The sequence below is a fragment of the Bradyrhizobium sp. USDA 4473 genome (genome assembly GCF_054063335.1).
The window spans coordinates 7,507,184-7,522,787 of sequence record NZ_JBSSGE010000001.1 but is presented as its reverse complement, the minus strand read 5'-3'; the positions used below and the strand labels follow the sequence as shown (position 1 = coordinate 7,522,787).

15 protein-coding genes and 1 pseudogene are annotated in these 15,604 nt (G+C 66.4%); 5 read left to right on the top strand and 11 right to left on the bottom strand.

Annotated features, from left to right (window positions below; all coding sequences use genetic code 11):
* Nucleotides 1-40: 40 nt before the first annotated feature.
* The 4 genes from ACVW17_RS35235 to ACVW17_RS35220 form a co-directional block, all read right to left on the bottom strand.
* Nucleotides 41-1,090: an LLM class flavin-dependent oxidoreductase gene (locus tag ACVW17_RS35235; protein ID WP_456798580.1), complete on the bottom strand. Its 1,050-nt coding sequence runs from the start codon at nucleotides 1,088-1,090 to the stop codon at nucleotides 41-43.
* Nucleotides 1,091-1,317: 227 nt separating this feature from the next.
* Nucleotides 1,318-2,241, bottom strand: a complete 924-nt coding sequence (locus tag ACVW17_RS35230; RefSeq protein WP_456798579.1) for a glutathione S-transferase family protein — start codon at nucleotides 2,239-2,241, stop codon at nucleotides 1,318-1,320.
* Nucleotides 2,242-2,352: 111 nt separating this feature from the next.
* On the bottom strand, nucleotides 2,353-3,111 hold the full coding sequence (locus ACVW17_RS35225) for an SDR family NAD(P)-dependent oxidoreductase (RefSeq protein ID WP_456756174.1): 759 nt from the start codon (nucleotides 3,109-3,111) through the stop codon (nucleotides 2,353-2,355).
* 91 nt (nucleotides 3,112-3,202) lie between these two features.
* Entirely contained in the window at nucleotides 3,203-3,772 is a 570-nt protein-coding gene (locus ACVW17_RS35220) for a TetR/AcrR family transcriptional regulator (RefSeq protein WP_456798578.1), read from the bottom strand.
* 104 nt (nucleotides 3,773-3,876) lie between these two features.
* Between ACVW17_RS35220 and ACVW17_RS35215 the strand changes: the two genes are divergently transcribed.
* Nucleotides 3,877-4,665: a crotonase/enoyl-CoA hydratase family protein gene (locus ACVW17_RS35215; protein WP_456798577.1), complete on the top strand. Its 789-nt coding sequence runs from the start codon at nucleotides 3,877-3,879 to the stop codon at nucleotides 4,663-4,665.
* 117 nt (nucleotides 4,666-4,782) lie between these two features.
* On the opposite strand, the gene ACVW17_RS35210 is transcribed toward ACVW17_RS35215, so the two are convergent.
* Nucleotides 4,783-5,091, bottom strand: coding sequence for a hypothetical protein (locus tag ACVW17_RS35210; protein WP_456798576.1), 309 nt, complete (start codon nucleotides 5,089-5,091; stop codon nucleotides 4,783-4,785).
* Between ACVW17_RS35210 and ACVW17_RS35205 the strand changes: the two genes are divergently transcribed.
* The gene (locus tag ACVW17_RS35205) at nucleotides 5,090-5,875 is read left to right on the top strand and encodes a division plane positioning ATPase MipZ (protein ID WP_456798575.1); all 786 of its coding nucleotides are present in this window, start codon (nucleotides 5,090-5,092) and stop codon (nucleotides 5,873-5,875) included. The genes ACVW17_RS35210 and ACVW17_RS35205 overlap by 2 nt on opposite strands.
* A 15-nt stretch (nucleotides 5,876-5,890) precedes the next feature.
* On the opposite strand, the gene ACVW17_RS35200 is transcribed toward ACVW17_RS35205, so the two are convergent.
* From ACVW17_RS35200 to ACVW17_RS35185, 4 genes are all read right to left on the bottom strand, one after another.
* Nucleotides 5,891-7,402 carry a hypothetical protein gene (locus tag ACVW17_RS35200; protein WP_456798574.1) on the bottom strand — a complete coding sequence of 504 codons (1,512 nt, stop codon included), beginning with the start codon at nucleotides 7,400-7,402 and terminating at the stop codon, nucleotides 5,891-5,893.
* 79 nt (nucleotides 7,403-7,481) lie between these two features.
* Nucleotides 7,482-8,336, bottom strand: a complete 855-nt coding sequence (locus ACVW17_RS35195) for a sugar phosphate isomerase/epimerase family protein (protein ID WP_456798573.1) — start codon at nucleotides 8,334-8,336, stop codon at nucleotides 7,482-7,484.
* Between the two features lie 3 nt (nucleotides 8,337-8,339).
* Nucleotides 8,340-9,683, bottom strand: a complete 1,344-nt coding sequence (locus tag ACVW17_RS35190; protein WP_456798572.1) for an MFS transporter — start codon at nucleotides 9,681-9,683, stop codon at nucleotides 8,340-8,342.
* Nucleotides 9,684-9,759: 76 nt separating this feature from the next.
* Entirely contained in the window at nucleotides 9,760-10,632 is an 873-nt protein-coding gene (locus ACVW17_RS35185) for a phytanoyl-CoA dioxygenase family protein (RefSeq protein WP_456798571.1), read from the bottom strand.
* Nucleotides 10,633-10,729: 97 nt separating this feature from the next.
* On the opposite strand from ACVW17_RS35185, the gene ACVW17_RS35180 reads away from it, so the two are divergent.
* The gene (locus ACVW17_RS35180) at nucleotides 10,730-11,752 is read left to right on the top strand and encodes a LacI family DNA-binding transcriptional regulator (protein ID WP_456798570.1); all 1,023 of its coding nucleotides are present in this window, start codon (nucleotides 10,730-10,732) and stop codon (nucleotides 11,750-11,752) included.
* A gap of 35 nt (nucleotides 11,753-11,787) precedes the next feature.
* Here ACVW17_RS35180 and ACVW17_RS35175 read toward each other — a convergent pair.
* Together ACVW17_RS35175 and ACVW17_RS35170 are read right to left on the bottom strand one after the other, a co-directional pair.
* Nucleotides 11,788-13,029 (bottom strand): annotated as a pseudogene (locus tag ACVW17_RS35175) (SulP family inorganic anion transporter); the annotation flags it as partial.
* Between the two features lie 99 nt (nucleotides 13,030-13,128).
* Nucleotides 13,129-13,956, bottom strand: coding sequence for a CHAD domain-containing protein (locus tag ACVW17_RS35170; protein ID WP_456798569.1), 828 nt, complete (start codon nucleotides 13,954-13,956; stop codon nucleotides 13,129-13,131).
* Between the two features lie 338 nt (nucleotides 13,957-14,294).
* Between ACVW17_RS35170 and ACVW17_RS35165 the strand changes: the two genes are divergently transcribed.
* On the top strand, nucleotides 14,295-14,723 hold the full coding sequence (locus tag ACVW17_RS35165) for a MarR family winged helix-turn-helix transcriptional regulator (RefSeq protein ID WP_456756164.1): 429 nt from the start codon (nucleotides 14,295-14,297) through the stop codon (nucleotides 14,721-14,723).
* Nucleotides 14,724-14,740: 17 nt separating this feature from the next.
* Complete coding sequence (locus ACVW17_RS35160; protein ID WP_456798568.1) at nucleotides 14,741-15,508, top strand: enoyl-CoA hydratase-related protein; 768 nt, start codon at nucleotides 14,741-14,743, stop codon at nucleotides 15,506-15,508.
* The last annotated feature ends 96 nt before the right edge of the window (nucleotides 15,509-15,604 follow it).

The following is a 15,604-nucleotide window of genomic DNA, read 5'->3' as shown; positions in this document are numbered from 1 at the left end:
CGGCTCTGATTCAATCGGGACCGAAGCTCTCTCGCTGTGTTTACGCCGCGAGCATGTCGCGGACCATCGGCACCACCTTGCTGCCGTAAAGCTCGATGCTCTTCATCAGCTTCTCGTGCGGCAGCGGGCCGGCCGAGTATTTCAGCTGGAAGCGCGCCGCGCCGAGCGCCTTCACGGTCGCCGCGATCTTGCGGGCGACGGTTTCCGGCGCGCCGACATAGAGCGAGCCGTGCTCGGCCTCGGAGACGAACTCGTCACGGCCCATCGGCGGCCAGCCGCGCTCCTTGCCGATCCGGTCGCGCATCACCTTGTAGTCCGGCCACAGCTCCTCGCGCGCCTGCGCGTCGGTCTCGGCGACGTAGCCCGGCGAATGCACGCCGATCGGCTGCGGCGTCCGGCCGAACTGCTGGTAGGCACGCTGGTGCAGATCGACATAGGGCGCGAAGCGCTTGGGATCGCCGCCGATGATGGCGAGCATCAGCGGCAGATCGTAATGCGCCGCGCGCACCACCGATTCGGGGCTGCCGCCGACGCCGATCCAGGTCTTCAGCCGGCCGTGCTCGATCGGCGGATAGACCGACTGGCCCTTCAGCGGCGGCCGCAGCTTGCCCTGCCATGTCACCGGCTCCTGCTTCAACAGCGCGGTGAACAGGTCGAGCTTCTCCTCGAACAGCTCGTTGTACTGCTTGAGGTCGAAGCCGAACAGCGGGAACGATTCGGTGAAGGAGCCGCGGCCGAGGATCACTTCGGCACGGCCGTTCGAGACCGCATCGACGGTCGCGAAGCGCTGGAAGACGCGGATCGGATCGTCCGAGCTCAGCACCGTCACCGCGGAGCCAAGCCGGATGTTTTCGGTGCGCGCGGCGATGGCCGCCAGCACGGTCTCGGGAGAGGAGATCGCAAAGTCCGCCCGGTGGTGCTCGCCGAGCCCGATGAAATCGATTCCGAGCTGATCGGCCAGCACCGCCTCGTCGACGACGTTGCGGATCACCTGGGCATGCGACAGCGGCACGCCGGCCAAATCCTTGCTGGCCAAGTCCTTAGTGACGTCGCCGAACGTGTCGAGCCCGAATTCGAGAGAGGTCGTCATCACAGAGTCCAGTTGTCGGCATGGCGGAGCATCCGCCACGGGCCACCCATCGCACGCAGGCCGGGAGGTCGTGTTGCTGCGGAGCATGTCCGCAAGCCTGCGCTGTGGAGCCTTCGGTTGGAGATGGTGTGGAGGTATGGCTTGTTCGCCGGCCGGCAAGGTCACGCCGCGAAACGCAGCGTTTCCAGCTCGCCCGTATTCCCCAGCCGTGGCGGCGACTGCGACGGTCAGCCCGGGACGACCAGGAAGCCGGCCCGCGGGAAATGCACCACGACCTCGCCGGCGCGCTCGTCGGAGCGGCGGATCGCGATGTGCTGCGCCGACAGCGAGACGATCTCGCCGCGGACCGGGACCTTGCCGTAGTCGTCCGGCATCACGCTGACGATGTCGCCGGGCTTGCGGCCGTTCGGATCCGCGGGGTCGCCGAACACAGGCGATTCCGGCTGCGCTTTCGCCGCGATCTCGAGCGCGTCGGCTGACGACATCTCGGTGCGCGTGCCGTGGCCGATGCCGCGGATGCGCTCTTCCCACGCTGCAACGCGCGGAAAGGCTTTCATGATCTCGTCCATCGTGGCGAGGCTCTGCCGCGCGTACCACACGTTCATGGAGGCGCTGACATCGGCAAGGCTGAACTCGCCGAACAGCCATGGCCTGTTATCGCCGAGCTGCGCCTCGATCCAGTCGAGGTTGGCGCGGAACTGGTCGCGCATCTGCGGCAGCGCTGCGGTCATCGCGGCGACGTCGAACTTGGCGCCGCGCAGCTTCTCGCGATCCGCGATGAAATCCTGCGGGACCTTGTCGCCAATGAAGCCGAACACCAGGTTCACCGTGTTCTGGAAGAACGGCCGGTCGGCCCACATGCCGAGCGCCCAGGGCATCCCGGCATTGCCCGCGGGAAACAGCGTCGGCGCCGGATAGCGCCGCTCCAATTCGCGGATGATGATCTGGGTGTCGCAATAGATGTCGGCGCCGATCTGCATCGTCGGGGTGCGGCGATAACCGCCGGTCATCGGCATCAAATCCGGCCGCGGCATGATCCGGGAAATCCGCACCGAGTTCCAGGCAAGCTTCTTGAATCCGAAGATGATGCGGATCTTCTCGGAGAACGGCGACTGATCGAAATGATGCAGGATCGGTGTCGGCTGCGACATGGCCTTCTCCCGGGATATGGTGCGATCTCGACGAACCTTGTCGCCTAGCCTGACAAGATTTCGGCCGATCGCAACCGATTTTCCCGGGTGAAGGGCGGCGACGCTCGGCCGTCAGAACTGTTCCGCCCAGGGCCGCAGGTCGAGCTCCAGCGTCCAGGCGCTGCGATGCTGGTGATGCAGCACCCAATAGGCGTCGGCGATCGCCGCGATGTTGAGCAGGCCATCCGGCCCGCGCTCGTCCTTCAATTGCGGACGCAGGCTCAGCAGCCGGTCGCCGCCGATGCCGCCATCGACCACGACGTGGCCGACGTGAATGCCCTGCGGCCCGAACTCCCGTGCCACGCTCTGCGCCAGCGCGCGCAGCGCGGCCTTGGCGGCGGCGAAGGGCGCGTAATTGGCCTTGCCGCGCAGCGAGCCGCTGGCGCCGGTGAACACCAGCGTGCCGCCGCCGCGCGCCAGCAGGGCGGGGATCGCGGCTTGCGCGAGCTGGAAACCGCCGAGCGCGTGTTCGCGCCAGTGCTCCTCGAAGCGCTGCTCGCTGACCTTGAGGAACGGCGCGGGCCGGTTCGAGCCCGCATTGTGCACGGCCATCGCCAGCGGCGCGAGCTGTTGGGCCGCCTCGACGAAGCGGGCGACATCGGCCGCGGTGGATGCATCGCCGACGACATGAGTGACGTTGGCTCCGCTTGCTGCGAGTTCGGCCGCCGTCGCGGCGAGCTTCTCGGCGTTGCGCCCGGCGATCGCCACGGGATAGCCACCGGCGGCAAAGCGTCGGGCGATCGCAGCGCCAAGGCCGTTGGATGCGCCGACGCCGGCAATCAGCACGCTTCCCTGCACGGCGGTCGGCTCGAGGACGGATCGGTCGTTCATGGCTTGCTCCATCAAGAGCATGATCCGGAAAAGTGGAACCGGTTTTCCGAAAAGATCATGCTTAAACAAGGTGCCCGCGGCGCGGGCAAAATCATTCATCGGACGCCATCGCTACGACGCTGTCGCGCACCGTGCGCAGAACGGCATCGGATCGCTTCGGATCGGTGAGGACGCGCGAGATCGCGAGCGCACCGACCATCGCACTGACAGCGACGATCGCACGGCTATCGTCATTGTCACCGAGCGCCTCGGCGATCTTGGCGATGAAGGCTTCGATGTGCGGCTCCATCACCGCGCGACACTGCGCGTCGGCGCGGCCGACATCGGAGATCAGCGCGCCGATCGCGCAGCCCGACGTGGGCTGGTCGCGATGGCTGCGGCTGAGATAGCTTCGCGCCAGCGTGTTGACGCTGACCGGCTTGTCGGGATCGCGCGCGGCGTGCGCTGACGCTTCGCCTGAAGTCAGCGCCTGTTGCAGCGCGGCGGCGATCAGCTCGGAACGCGAGGCGAAGTGCCCATAGAAGCCGCCATGGGTCAGCTTCACCTGCTGCATCAGGCTGCCGATGCTGAGCGCGTCGAGCCCCTTGTCGCGGATCTGCGCCGCCGCCTCGTTCAGAATCCGCTCACGGCTCCTGGCCTTGTCGGCCTGGGAATGGCCCATCTCGCATCGCCCCTGTTTGACTCTCCTTCTGGATTATGACCATCATGCATCTGGATGACAAGCATCATCCAGAAAATGTTCAGTCACAAGGCAGGGAGGAACAGATGTCCGACGGCGCGAGCGAGGGGCGGGTCCGCCACGAGCGGCATGACCACATCCTGAAGATCGTCATCGACAATCCTGCCAAGAAGAATGCCTTCAGCCCGGAGATGATGGCCGAGCTGTCAGACGCGCTGACCTTGCTCGATAATGACGACGGCCTCTGGGTCGGCGTGCTCTGTGCCGCCGGCGGCAGCTTCACCGCGGGCCTCGACATGCCGAAATTCTTCGGCCCGACGGCGACCCGCAAGCCGCTGCCGGAGGGTAACGTCGACCCCTTCGGGCTGTCGAAACGATGCCGCAAGCCGATCGTCACGGCGGTGCAGGGCATCGTGTTCACCGTCGGCATCGAGATGATGCTGGCCGGCGATATCGTCGTCGCCGCGGACGACAGCCGCTTCTGCCAGATGGAGGCCAAGCGCGGCATCGCGCCGCTGGCCGGCGCGCATTTCCGTTACATCAGCCGCGCCGGGTGGGGCGATGCGATGTATCACCTGTTGCTGTGCGACGAGTTCTCCGCGACTGAAGCGCATCGGATCGGTCTGGTGCAGGAAGTGGTGCCGGCCGGTCAGCAGATCGAACGCGCAATGGCGCTTGCCGCGATCATCGCGCGCAACGCACCGCTCGGAATCCAGGTGACGAAGGAAGCGGGCCGCAGGTTCATCGAAGCCGGCGAACAGGCGGCAATTGCGATCATCCCGCAAATCCGCGAACGCGTGCTCAACACCGCGGATGCGGCCGAGGGCATCAAGTCCTTCGTGGAACGCCGCGCGGCCGTGTTCCAGGGACGCTAGGCCAGTCAGATTAGGTTGGGCTGGAGCGCCGTCGAACGTTCACCTCTCCGTTGGGAGAGGTCGATTTGCGCAGCAAATCGGGTGAGGGGTTTCGGTCTATCGAGAGAGCAAGAGCCCTCACCCGGATTGCACCGGACGATGTTTCGCATCGCCAGGCGCAATCCGACCTCTAACGGAGAGAGGTGAAGCGAGACCGCCAAGCCGATTCAGGTTGTGACAATGTTGTCGCAACCGCTGGATTTCGATCGCAACGATGTTGCGACGACTCTTGTCGAGATTCGTCAAATCAGGGAGATTCCAACCATTCATTACATTCCATTTCGTCCTGCTTTGACTCAAGCGTCCGGTAGGGATTCCCATGACAAACGCGCGCGTCATCGTTGTCGGAAACAACAAGGGCGGCTCTGGCAAATCGACAATTGCCATGCACATCGCCATCGCGCTGATCAAGGCGGGTCAGCGTGTCGCCACCATCGATCTCGACAACAAGCAGAAGTCGCTGACGCATTACGTCGATAACCGGCGGGACTGGGCGCGGGAGACCTCGCTGGATCTCGGCATCCCCGCGCATATGTGCTTCGAAACGGTCAACGGCAGGAGCAGCGAGGTCGAGACGCTCGGCCGCAGCGCGCTCGCCGAGATCGTCGAACGGCTGAGCCGGTCGCACGATTTCATCGTGATCGATTGCCCCGGCCACGATACCTATCTGACGACGTTCACGCATTCGCTGGCCAACACGCTGATCACGCCGCTGAACGACAGTTTCGTCGATTTCGACGTGCTCGGCACTGTCGATCCGAACGACTTCAAGGTGACCGGCATCAGCCACTATGCGAACATGGTGGAGGAGGCGCGGCGCCAGCGCAGCGCGCACGATCAGCCGGCCTTCGAATGGGTGGTGTTGCGCAACCGCCTGTCCACGATCGGGTCGCGCAACAAGCGCCTGGTCGGCGAGGCTCTCACCGAGCTGTCGAAGACGTTGAATTTCCGCCTGGTCGACGGCCTGGCCGAGCGCGTGATCTTCCGCGAATTCTATCCGCGCGGATTGACTGCGGTCGACGACGTCAATCAGCTCACGCTCGGTGGCCGGCCGACCATGTCGCATGTCACTGCGTGGCTCGAGATGGAGCGGCTGATGACCGCGATCATGCTCGGCCATCTGGTGGCGCGCCCGCCGGCGTCCGCCGACGCCAGCCGCGACGCCGCATAAGCCGACGACGGACCGCTACCGGCAATTGCTGTTGCCCGTATCGGCAACGATCAGGAACGTGATCGTCGCAGGCGCGAACACAATCGAGCCTGCTGCGGTTAAGACACCGTTCAGATCGGGAATTTCGTCGGAAGTCCCGAGTGCAAGCGTGCTGCCGTTGAGCTGAACGTTGCCGTCGGCAGGCGTTGTGCTCGCCAATGTGTAGCGTTGCGAGGCGACTGGCAGCGTCAGCCCGCGCTGTCTCCGCCGATCGTTGTTGATGACGAGCAAGGTTACCCCGTCTGGCATGTCGCGCGCGCAATGCACATAGACATGGAAGCCGGGTTGCTCGGCGACGCTGGCATCGAGCACGGTGGTGCCCATCAGCCGTCGCCACAGCAATGCGGCCCAGTAGTTCGGCCGCGGCAGATGGGTTCGCTCGTCGAGCAGCCCGTAGTCGCTCGCGGCAAGCGTGTTGTGCATCACCACCTGGACGCCGGCCTTGGCCAGCCGCCCGAGCTGATCGAGGTAGCGGAACGTGTCGATGAAGGTCGCCGCCCAACGGTTGCCGCCGCACGCCGTCTCGGCGGTCTCGGTCAGCCAGATCGGCTTATTCGGTGCGAGCCGGTCGCGCAGCGTCCGGTCGACGGCGAATGTCCTGCCGGTTCGTGCCAGCCATTCGTCCGACAGGGCTTGCGTCGCCGTGCGATCGCCACCGCATCGCGCCGAGAGCGCGCCATAGTGATGGTAGGAGACCGTGTCGATGCCGGCTGCCGAGACGGCGAAGCGCGCGCGCGCATCCGCTCCGGTGCCGATCGTGCCGGGACCGAGGATGGTCACATCGGGCGCGGTGTCCTTCATGAAGGCGCGGAAGGTCGCAAAATCGCGGCCGTAGGCCGCGGCATCGTAGCGGTCAGGGGCGCCGCCGATCGCCGGCAGGTCCGGCTCGTTCATGAACTCGGCTGCCGCGATCTGCCCGCCGCTCGATTGCGTGAAGGCGAGCAGCTGCCGCGCCTGTTCGGAGGTCCATCGCCCCGCAGCGTCACGCGTGCCGGCGCTGATCGCAAAGGAGGTGACGATGGGCGCATCGACCGCGTGCGAGAAGTCGATCACGTTCCGCCACTGCTGTCGCGTCAGCACGCCTTTGAAGCCGGCCGGCGATGCCGCCGGTGGCGTCTCGGAATCCGCAAAGAACGTGCTATTGGCCCAGGTCCCGCTGACGCGCAGATACGCCGGCGAGAGCGCTGCGGCGATCTTGCGCAGCCTGTCCTCGTGCAGATCGATCGGATCGCGCGCCGCGAACAGCTCCGCCCTTGCATTCGCGCGTGCGCCGGCGTCCGCATAGGGCTTCCAGAATCGCCCGCCGGTCACCTCGACCATCTCGATATTGTAGGACTGGAAGCGCGGATCGATGCTCGCGACGCGCGGCATGGTCGCGACGTCGAGCGTCGGTTCGGCCGCGATCGCCTTGGCGCAAATGAGGGCGGCAACCGCCGGGATGGCGATGCGCGTGAGACGTCGAAATGCGGCCCGGCAATGGTTGCGCACGGCTCCTCGCGGCGTTCTGAACTGCAAGTTACGTTAGCAAGCCTTGTCAGAATGCCGCCGCAGCCTGTTTGAATCAACGCTACGGCGCGTCCTTCGGCTCGTTCGCGATGCGATCCCACAGCGCGCGGATTATGTCCTTCATATCAAGCGCGTCCTGCCAGCGGTCGGACAATTCCCTGCCGTCAGGTCCAGTGATCGCATAGGGCGGCGGGCCGAGCTCGCACAGAAAGGTCAGGGTCGCATCGGGCCCGGCGCGCTTGCGCCAGGAGCGGATGCCGTAGTCCCACCAAGCCGTGAACAGCGACACCCAGCCCTGGTGCTGCGGAAAGCCGAGCGAGATCTGCACCTGCTCGCGGCTGGCGATGCGGCCGTGGATGCCCCAGGCATGGTCGAGGATGCGATGGATCATCGCATGGTTGACCTCGTCGACCGGCCAGGCGAATTCGCGGCCGACCAGGTAATGCGAGAGATCGGCGGTCAGCCGCAGGTCGGGACAGTGATCGAGCAAATCGAGCATGAAGAACAGATCGGTCGTCATGCGGTCGCGATGGGTCTCGACATGCACGGCAACGCCGGCGTCGGCGGCAAGTCGCCGCCAGCCGTCGAGCAGGGGAATGCAATCGGAAAGCCGGCGTGGCCGGACGTCCGGTTGCAGGTTGACGTGATCGGCGCCGAGCCGGGCGACCAGCTCGAGCACCGGCTTCAGATCGTCGACGCTCTTCGGGTAACATTGCGCCTGCCAGATCATGCCATGCGCGCGAAGGAAGCTCGTCACCTCGCGCGCGAAGGCCGGATCGATGAAGCGCACGCCGGCGCCGTCAAACCCGGCATCGCGGATCATCGCGAGCTGGGTTTGCAGCGGCCATTCGGCCTCATTGGCCAGCCGCCGCTCCATCGCCCAGAGCGATTGCAGGACCCGCAGTTGCTGCGCCACCGATCAGGCCCGCGCCGGAACCGCGGTGGGCAGCTCGGCCTGCTCAGTCGCATCGGCTGCGATGTTCTCCTGATAGGTCTCCGGCCCGATCCAGATCGCAACCACGGTGCAGGCCGACAGGAACATCGCGTAGCAGGCGACCGGCCACCAGGTGCCGTAGGCCGCCACCAGCGCAGTGGCGACGAACGGTGCCGGGCCGCCCGATAGCAGCGAGCCGAGCTCGCGCGCGAAGGCGAAGCCGGCGAAGCGGCGCTGCGGCGGGAACAGCTCGGCGAAATACGCCGCCTGCGGCCCGAACATCGCCGCCGTCACCACGGCGCGGGCCAGGATGAAGGCGAGCGCGATCATGATCCATTCCTTGGTGCCGACCATCCAGAAGAACGGGAAGGCGAGCGCCACGCCGGCGAGCGCGCCGAACATGTAGACCGGCCGCCGTCCGACCCGGTCCGACAAGGCGGCGAAGCCGAGGATCGCGAACAGCTCGACCGTGAAGGCCAGCATCAGCGCGCTGAGCGCGTCCGCTTTCGGCACGCCGAGCGTGGTGATCACGTAACTGAGGCCAAATACCGGGAAGAAATAGCCGAGCCCGTTCTCGGCCATGCGGGCGCCGAGCACAACCAAGAAGTTGCGCGGGTGCCGGCGCAACGCCTCCATCGCCGGGTTGCTCTCGATCTTGCCGCGCGCGACCACCGCCTCGGTATAAACAGGCGTCTCGGCGATGCGCATGCGGACGAAGATGCCGACCACGATCAGGAGGAAGCTTGCCAGGAAGGGCAGGCGCCAACCCCAGCCCATCAGCTGCTCGCGCGGCAGCATCGTCACCAGCGCGAAAGCGCCGGCGGCGAGCAGATTGCCGACGGAGACGCCGAGCGGCGCGAAGCCGCCCCAGAAGCCGCGATGCTTCGGCGGCGCATTCTCGACCAGATAGATCACCGCGCCGCCATACTCGGCACCGGCGCCGAGGCCCTGGATGACGCGCATCGCGACCAGCAGCACCGGCGCCCAGATGCCGATCTGCCCATAGGTCGGCAGCACGCCGATCGCGGTGGTGCCGATGCCGATCATCAGGAGCGTGGCGACCAGCACCGGCTTGCGACCATAGCGATCGCCGAGGATGCCGAACAACAGGCCGCCGAACGGCCGCACCACGAAGCCGACGCCGAAGGTCAGGAACGACAGCAGCGTGCCGACCACCGGATCGCTCTTCGGAAAGAACAATTCGCCGAACACCAGCGCGGCGGCGGTGCCGTAGAGGAAGAAGTCGTACCATTCGAGCGCGGAGCCGATGCTGGCGGCAAGAATCACACGCAGGCGCGATTTGCTGGCGCCATCTGCCATCTTGGTCATTCGTTTCCCCGTTGTCTGTTTTTATGTCTTGAAAGCAGCAATGCCCGCGGCTCGGCCGCGGGCATTGTCTCAGGTCCTAAGCGGCGCGCGTGAAGTAGGATTTCTTCGACGCCGACTGGGTCTCGTAGATCGATCCCTGCCGCTTGGCCGGCGGCAGCGGCATCCGCACCGGGACGTCGGCGAGCCGCGGTGCGACCACCGGCGGACCCGCCAGCAGGCGGCTGTTGAACTCGTCGAAATCCTTCACGCCCATCAGCGGCCAGGCATCGCTGGCGGCGACTTCGTAGAGCAAGAGGTTGCGCGGCCGGTTCGACGTGTTGGTCGCCGAGCCGTGCAGCGCGCGCACGTGGTGGAACGACATGCTGCCGGCCTTGCCCATGCAGGGCACCGCGCGCTTGATCTCGTCCCCGATCTGGTCCGGATCGATCAGGCCTGCGAAGTGGCCGTCCTCGCCGTGATGATCCCACATCGTAGCGCCCGTGTGGGTGCCCGGCGTCACCAGCATCGGGCCGTTCTCGATATCGCAATCATCGAGCAGCACGCCGATCGCGAGGATGTCGTCATTGGTGTGCGGATAGAACGCCCAGTCCTGGTGCCACTCGACCGGCGAGCCGTATTGCGCCGACTTCATGTTGAGCTTGGCGCCGTGCAGGCGAAGGCCGGGGCCGATCAGTTTGGTCAGGATCGAGATCACGGCGGGGCTGCGGACGATCTCGTCGAAGATCGGGTGCACCTTGTGCGGCGCCTTGATGCGGCGGACGCGCGGGTTTTCCGGGGTGTGGCCCGGCTCGAGGTCGTAAACATCGGTGTGCTCGGTCACCGCGGCGGCCCCGGCCACCAGCTCCGCGAGCACCGTGCGCACCTTGCCGAGGGTCTCCTGGTTGAGCACCTCGGGGACCACGATCACCCCGTCGCGCTTGTAGGCTTGGGCCTGTTCGTCCGAAATCATGCCGTTTCTCCCTTCCTGTTCAATGTTAGCGCTAACATGCGGCGATGCTAGCGCTAACATCATGGCTTGGCAACCCGGAATCGTGCAGGGTCGGGCTATGAGCTCCGAACTGACCGACCCCAGGGCCGTTCCGAAGACCGGCCCGGCCGGTGCCGCGCCCACCCTGTCAGAGGTGGCCAAGCGTGCCGGCGTCTCCTCGATCACGGTCAGCCGGGTGGTGCGGATGCCCGATCTGGTCGCCCCGGAGACAAGGGCGCGGGTCGAGCAGGCGATGCGCGATCTCGGCTATGTGCCGAACCTGGTGGCCGGCGCGCTGGCGAGCGCGCGGACCAATTCGGTCGGCGTGCTGGTGCCGACCATCGCCAACTCGATCTTCGCCGACACGGTGCAGGGCCTGTCCGACAAGCTCGAGCCGCTCGGCTTCTCCGTGATCCTGGCGCAGTCGCGTTACGACGCGGCGCGCGAGGACCGCATGCTGGCGGCGCTGCTGTCGCGGCGGCCCGAGGCGATCATCATGGTCGGCTCACCGGCCACGGAGGACGGCAGCCGCCTGCTGCGCAATGCGCGGATTCCGATCGTCGAGACCTGGGATCTGCCGGCAAGCCCGATCGATGCGGTCGCGGGCTTCGACAATTACAGGGCCGGTGTCGCCGTCGCCAGGCATCTGGTCGCGCAGGGCCGCAAGCAGCTCGCCTTCATCGGCGGCGACGATCCGCGCGGCACGCGCCGCTGGCTCGGCTTCAGGGACGAGGCGCTGGCGAGCGGGCTCGCCGAGCCGCGCCGGCTGATCCTGGACCGCAAGGACTCCGGCAGCGTGGCCGCGCATGCACGGCTGCCCGGTGTCGATGCGGTATTCGCCGCCAACGATGCCCATGCGATCGGCTTCATGTCCGGGCTGCGCAAGGCCGGCGTGCTGCGTGACGGGCCCGCATCGGCGCAGCCGGTCGCCGTGATCGGGCTCGGCGATCTCGAGATGGGCCGGCTGATCTCGCCGACGCTCAGCACGATCAGCGTGCATGGTGACGCGATCGGCCGCACCGCGGCGACGCTGACGCTGGAGCGCGGCGGCGAGCGCCGCATCGATCTCGGTTTCGAGCTGGTGCTGCGCGACAGCGGCTAGTCGCTTGCGCGTCTTTGCCACCGCTCGACGCCGGCGAGCAGCGCGGCGATTACGCACCCCGAGATGATGCCGAACGTCAGGTCCTCGAACACCGTCAGGCCGAAGGTCGGGATCAGCACCACGGCACCGCGCCAGCGCCGGATCAGGTGCAGGAAGTCTTCCTTCTCGGCCATGTACCAGCACACGACGACGAGCACGCCGGCCAGCGCCGAGAGCGGGATGTAGCTCGCAAGCGGCGCCGCCACGACCATGAACCCCAGCAGGAACGCCGAATGCATCATGCCGGACAACGGGCTGCGCGCGCCGGCCCGGATGTTGGTTGCGGTGCGCGCGATCGTGCCGGTGACGCTGATGCCGCCAAAGAACGCCGAGGCGATGTTGGCGATGCCCTGCGCCACCAGCTCCATGTTGGAGCGGTGCTTGCGGCCGGTCATGCCGTCGGCGACCTTGGCCGAGAGCAGGCTCTCGACGCCGCCGAGCAGCGTGAAGGACAGCGACGCCGGCAGGATCTGCAGCAGCAGCGCCCAGGAGAATTGCGGCAGATGCGGCACCGGCAGGCCGCGCGGAATTTCGCCGAACCGGCTGCCGATGGTCTCGACCGGCAGATGCAGCAGCAGCGCCGCGACCGATGCGATTGCGATCGCGATCAACATCGCCGGCCAGGAAGGCCTAGCCGCGCGCAGCACGAAGATCACGGCCGCCGAGCCGATGCCGACGGCAAGCGCGGACCAGTTCAGCGTCGGCAAAGCATGGCTAAGCGCCGCGAGCTTGGGAAGGAACGGGCCGGGCTCGGCGCCTGATAGTGTCAGCCCGCCAAGATCGCGCAACTGGCTGGCCAGAATGGTGACCGCGATTCCGCAGGTGAAGCCGACGGTGACGGGATGCGGGATGTAGCGGATCAGCGAGCCGAGTCCCGACGCGCCGATCAGCGTCAGCATCAGGCCCGACACCAGCACCGTGAGCAGCAGCCCTTCGACGCCGAATTTCGCGGTCGTTGCCGCGACGAGGACGATGAAGGCGCCGGCCGGGCCGCCGATCTGAAACCGGCTGCCGCCGAGCGCCGAGACCAGGAAGCCGCCGACGATGGCCGTGAACAGCCCACGCTCCGGCGTCACGCCGGAGGCCACCGCGATCGCCATCGACAACGGCAGCGCCACCACGGCCACCGTCAGCCCTGCCATCACGTCGTGGCGGAATGCGTCGAGACCGTAACCTTCGGTCAGCGTGGTGACGAGCTTGGGACGATAGAGATGCGTTGTGGAGGAACCGTCAGGCATGGTGATGACCTAGGGAACAGGGTGAAAAAATCCGGCAGAAAAGCTGGATGCTGAAAACATGCTTCGGATTGCCGGCGCGGCCGGGGCGAGGCAGTGCGCTCATTCGGCGATCTTCCGGTAGACCGCCGCGGCGCGGCGCAGCAAGTGGTTCTTGCGCTTCCGCGCATGCACGCGCTGGTGCTTGGCCTTGCGCTCCTCGGCGCAGTGCGCGGCCGCGTCGGCGGTCTCGACCAGCTTGCGACGGACCTCGTGATCGTTCAACTCGCCGAGCAATTGCTGGCCCTTGCGCAGATGCTTCAGCACATTGCGCCATGATGCGTAGTCGTCGGGGGGCAGGCCGCCTTCGGAGAATTCGATGGCGTAGCGCAGCCGCTTGCTGGCAAGCCGGACGCGGTGGCGCTTGTTCTTGCCCATGCCCTGCAGCCCGCGGCTCTTCTGGCACAGTTTGCCATGCCACCGCGCCAGCCGGCGCGCGTGGAACACCGCGACCGGCACGGCGCGCCCCTGCGCGGCCCGGCGATCCTGCCGCGCGGTCCAGGGGCCGCTGCCGACCCAGTCCCACATGCCGTCGAACCATTGCCAGTAACGGTCGCTTTGCAGCGCCTCCTTGAGGGCTTCGAACGCGTCGGTTCGCGCGGTCTGGAGCATCTGCTGCTCGGGCAAGCCCTCGCTGGTTTCGATCGCGACGTCGAGGTCGCGCGTGGCGCCGAGATGGGCGCTCAGCCATTTCAGCTCGGATTTGAGTCGCTTCCATTCGGCGTCCGCCACCATCGGGCCATAGAAGGCCACCGCGGCCTTCAGCCGCGTCAGTGCAATACGGGTCTGATGCAGGGCGGTCGGATCTCCGGAGCTCACGGCTTCATGGTTGGTCGCGACGTCTTCGAGGCATTCGGACAGGATCAGGCGAAACGCGGTCTCACAACGCATGGATTCGCTGAGATGGCGCGGCCGCTTCGGGCGGATAGCACGCTCCCGGTCCGGACTGGCCGCTGACGTCATGACACTCCCGTGGCGCCGCCGAAGCCGCGAAGCAGTGACACGGCTCACGGGAGAGAAGATTTCCCATTTGGTTGATGTCGATCAAGGGTTTTCTGCGTGGCCGCCGTGAAACGATCCGCCGGGGCGTTCAAAATGTCGCAATTGCCTGCGGAGCTGGCTTATTTCGGGGTCATACGTGGGGCTCGCTCCGATCAGGGCGCCCTGTTGCGCTTTATTTCGCGCGCGAAATATCTTGATATTTCGCATACGAAACATATAACGAGGATATGAAAGCGGAACACCGGCTGATCTTCCTTCTGACCGTGGCCTACCGGCGGCTGCAACGCGCCATCGATCAGGAGACGGCCGCGCATGACCTGACGTCGGCGCAGGCCGGCGTGCTGTTTTTTCTCGGGCGCAACGACGGCGCGCTGATCGGCGACGTCTCTCAGGCGCTCGACATCGTGCCGTCGGCGATGACCGGGCTCGCCGACCGGATGGAACGCGCGGGCCTCGTCAAGCGCCGCCGCGATGGCGAGGACGGGCGCAGCCAGCGGCTCCATCTCACCGTGGCGGGGCAGGAGCTCGGCAAGCGCGCGGCGACGCGGACCAGGGTGATCAACAACCGCCTGATGGACGGATTTTCGGAAGCCGAGATCGACGTGGTGTCGCGCTGGCTGACCAGCCTGCAAGAAAAATTTCCGAAAGATGTCTAGCAATCAAGGAGTGAGACATGAGTGAAGTGACCGTGGCGCTGGACAATGGCGTGCTCACCGTGACGATGGCGCGTCCGGACAAGAAGAATGCGATCACCAACGCGATGTATGGCGCGATGGCCGACGCGCTCGAACGCGCGGAAAGCGATCCTGCAATCCGCGCCGTCGTGATCCAGGGCGATGGCGACAGCTTCACCGCAGGCAACGACCTTGCCGATTTCGCGGCGGTGTCGCGCGGTGTGCAGGGCGAGCGTCACGTCTCGCGCTTCCTTAGCTGTCTTGCCAAGGCGACGCGGCCGCTGGTTGCCGCGGTGCAGGGCAATGCGGTCGGCATCGGCACCACCATGCTGCTGCATTGCGACCTCGTCTATCTGGCGCCGACCGCGCGGCTGATCACGCCGTTCGTCAATCTCGCGCTGGTGCCGGAGGCGGCGTCGACCTATCTGCTGCCGCAGCGCATCGGCTACGCGCGGGCCTATGCGATGTTCGCGCTCGGCGAGCCGGTCGAGGCGGAGACCGCGGTCTCGATCGGCCTCGCCAATGCGGTGGTGCCGCTTGAGGATCTCCGCGCCAGGGCACGCGCGGCGGCGGACGCATTGGCGAAGCGGCCGTTCGGCTCGCTTCAGCACACCAAGGCGCTGATGCGCGATCCCGCGGGGATCAGCGCGCAAATGGCCCGCGAGGGCAAAATCTTCCAGGAGCGGCTGATGAGTGCGGAGGCGCGCGAAGCGTTTGCCGCCTTTGCCGAGCGCCGTCCGCCGGATTTCTCCAAGATCGTCGGGTAAAAGATCGTCGGGTAAGCCGGGATGGGGACGTCGCGTGCGGCCCCATCGCTTTGGGGTTGACGGCGTCGCCGGCATCGAACATCTCGTGTCCGGGGC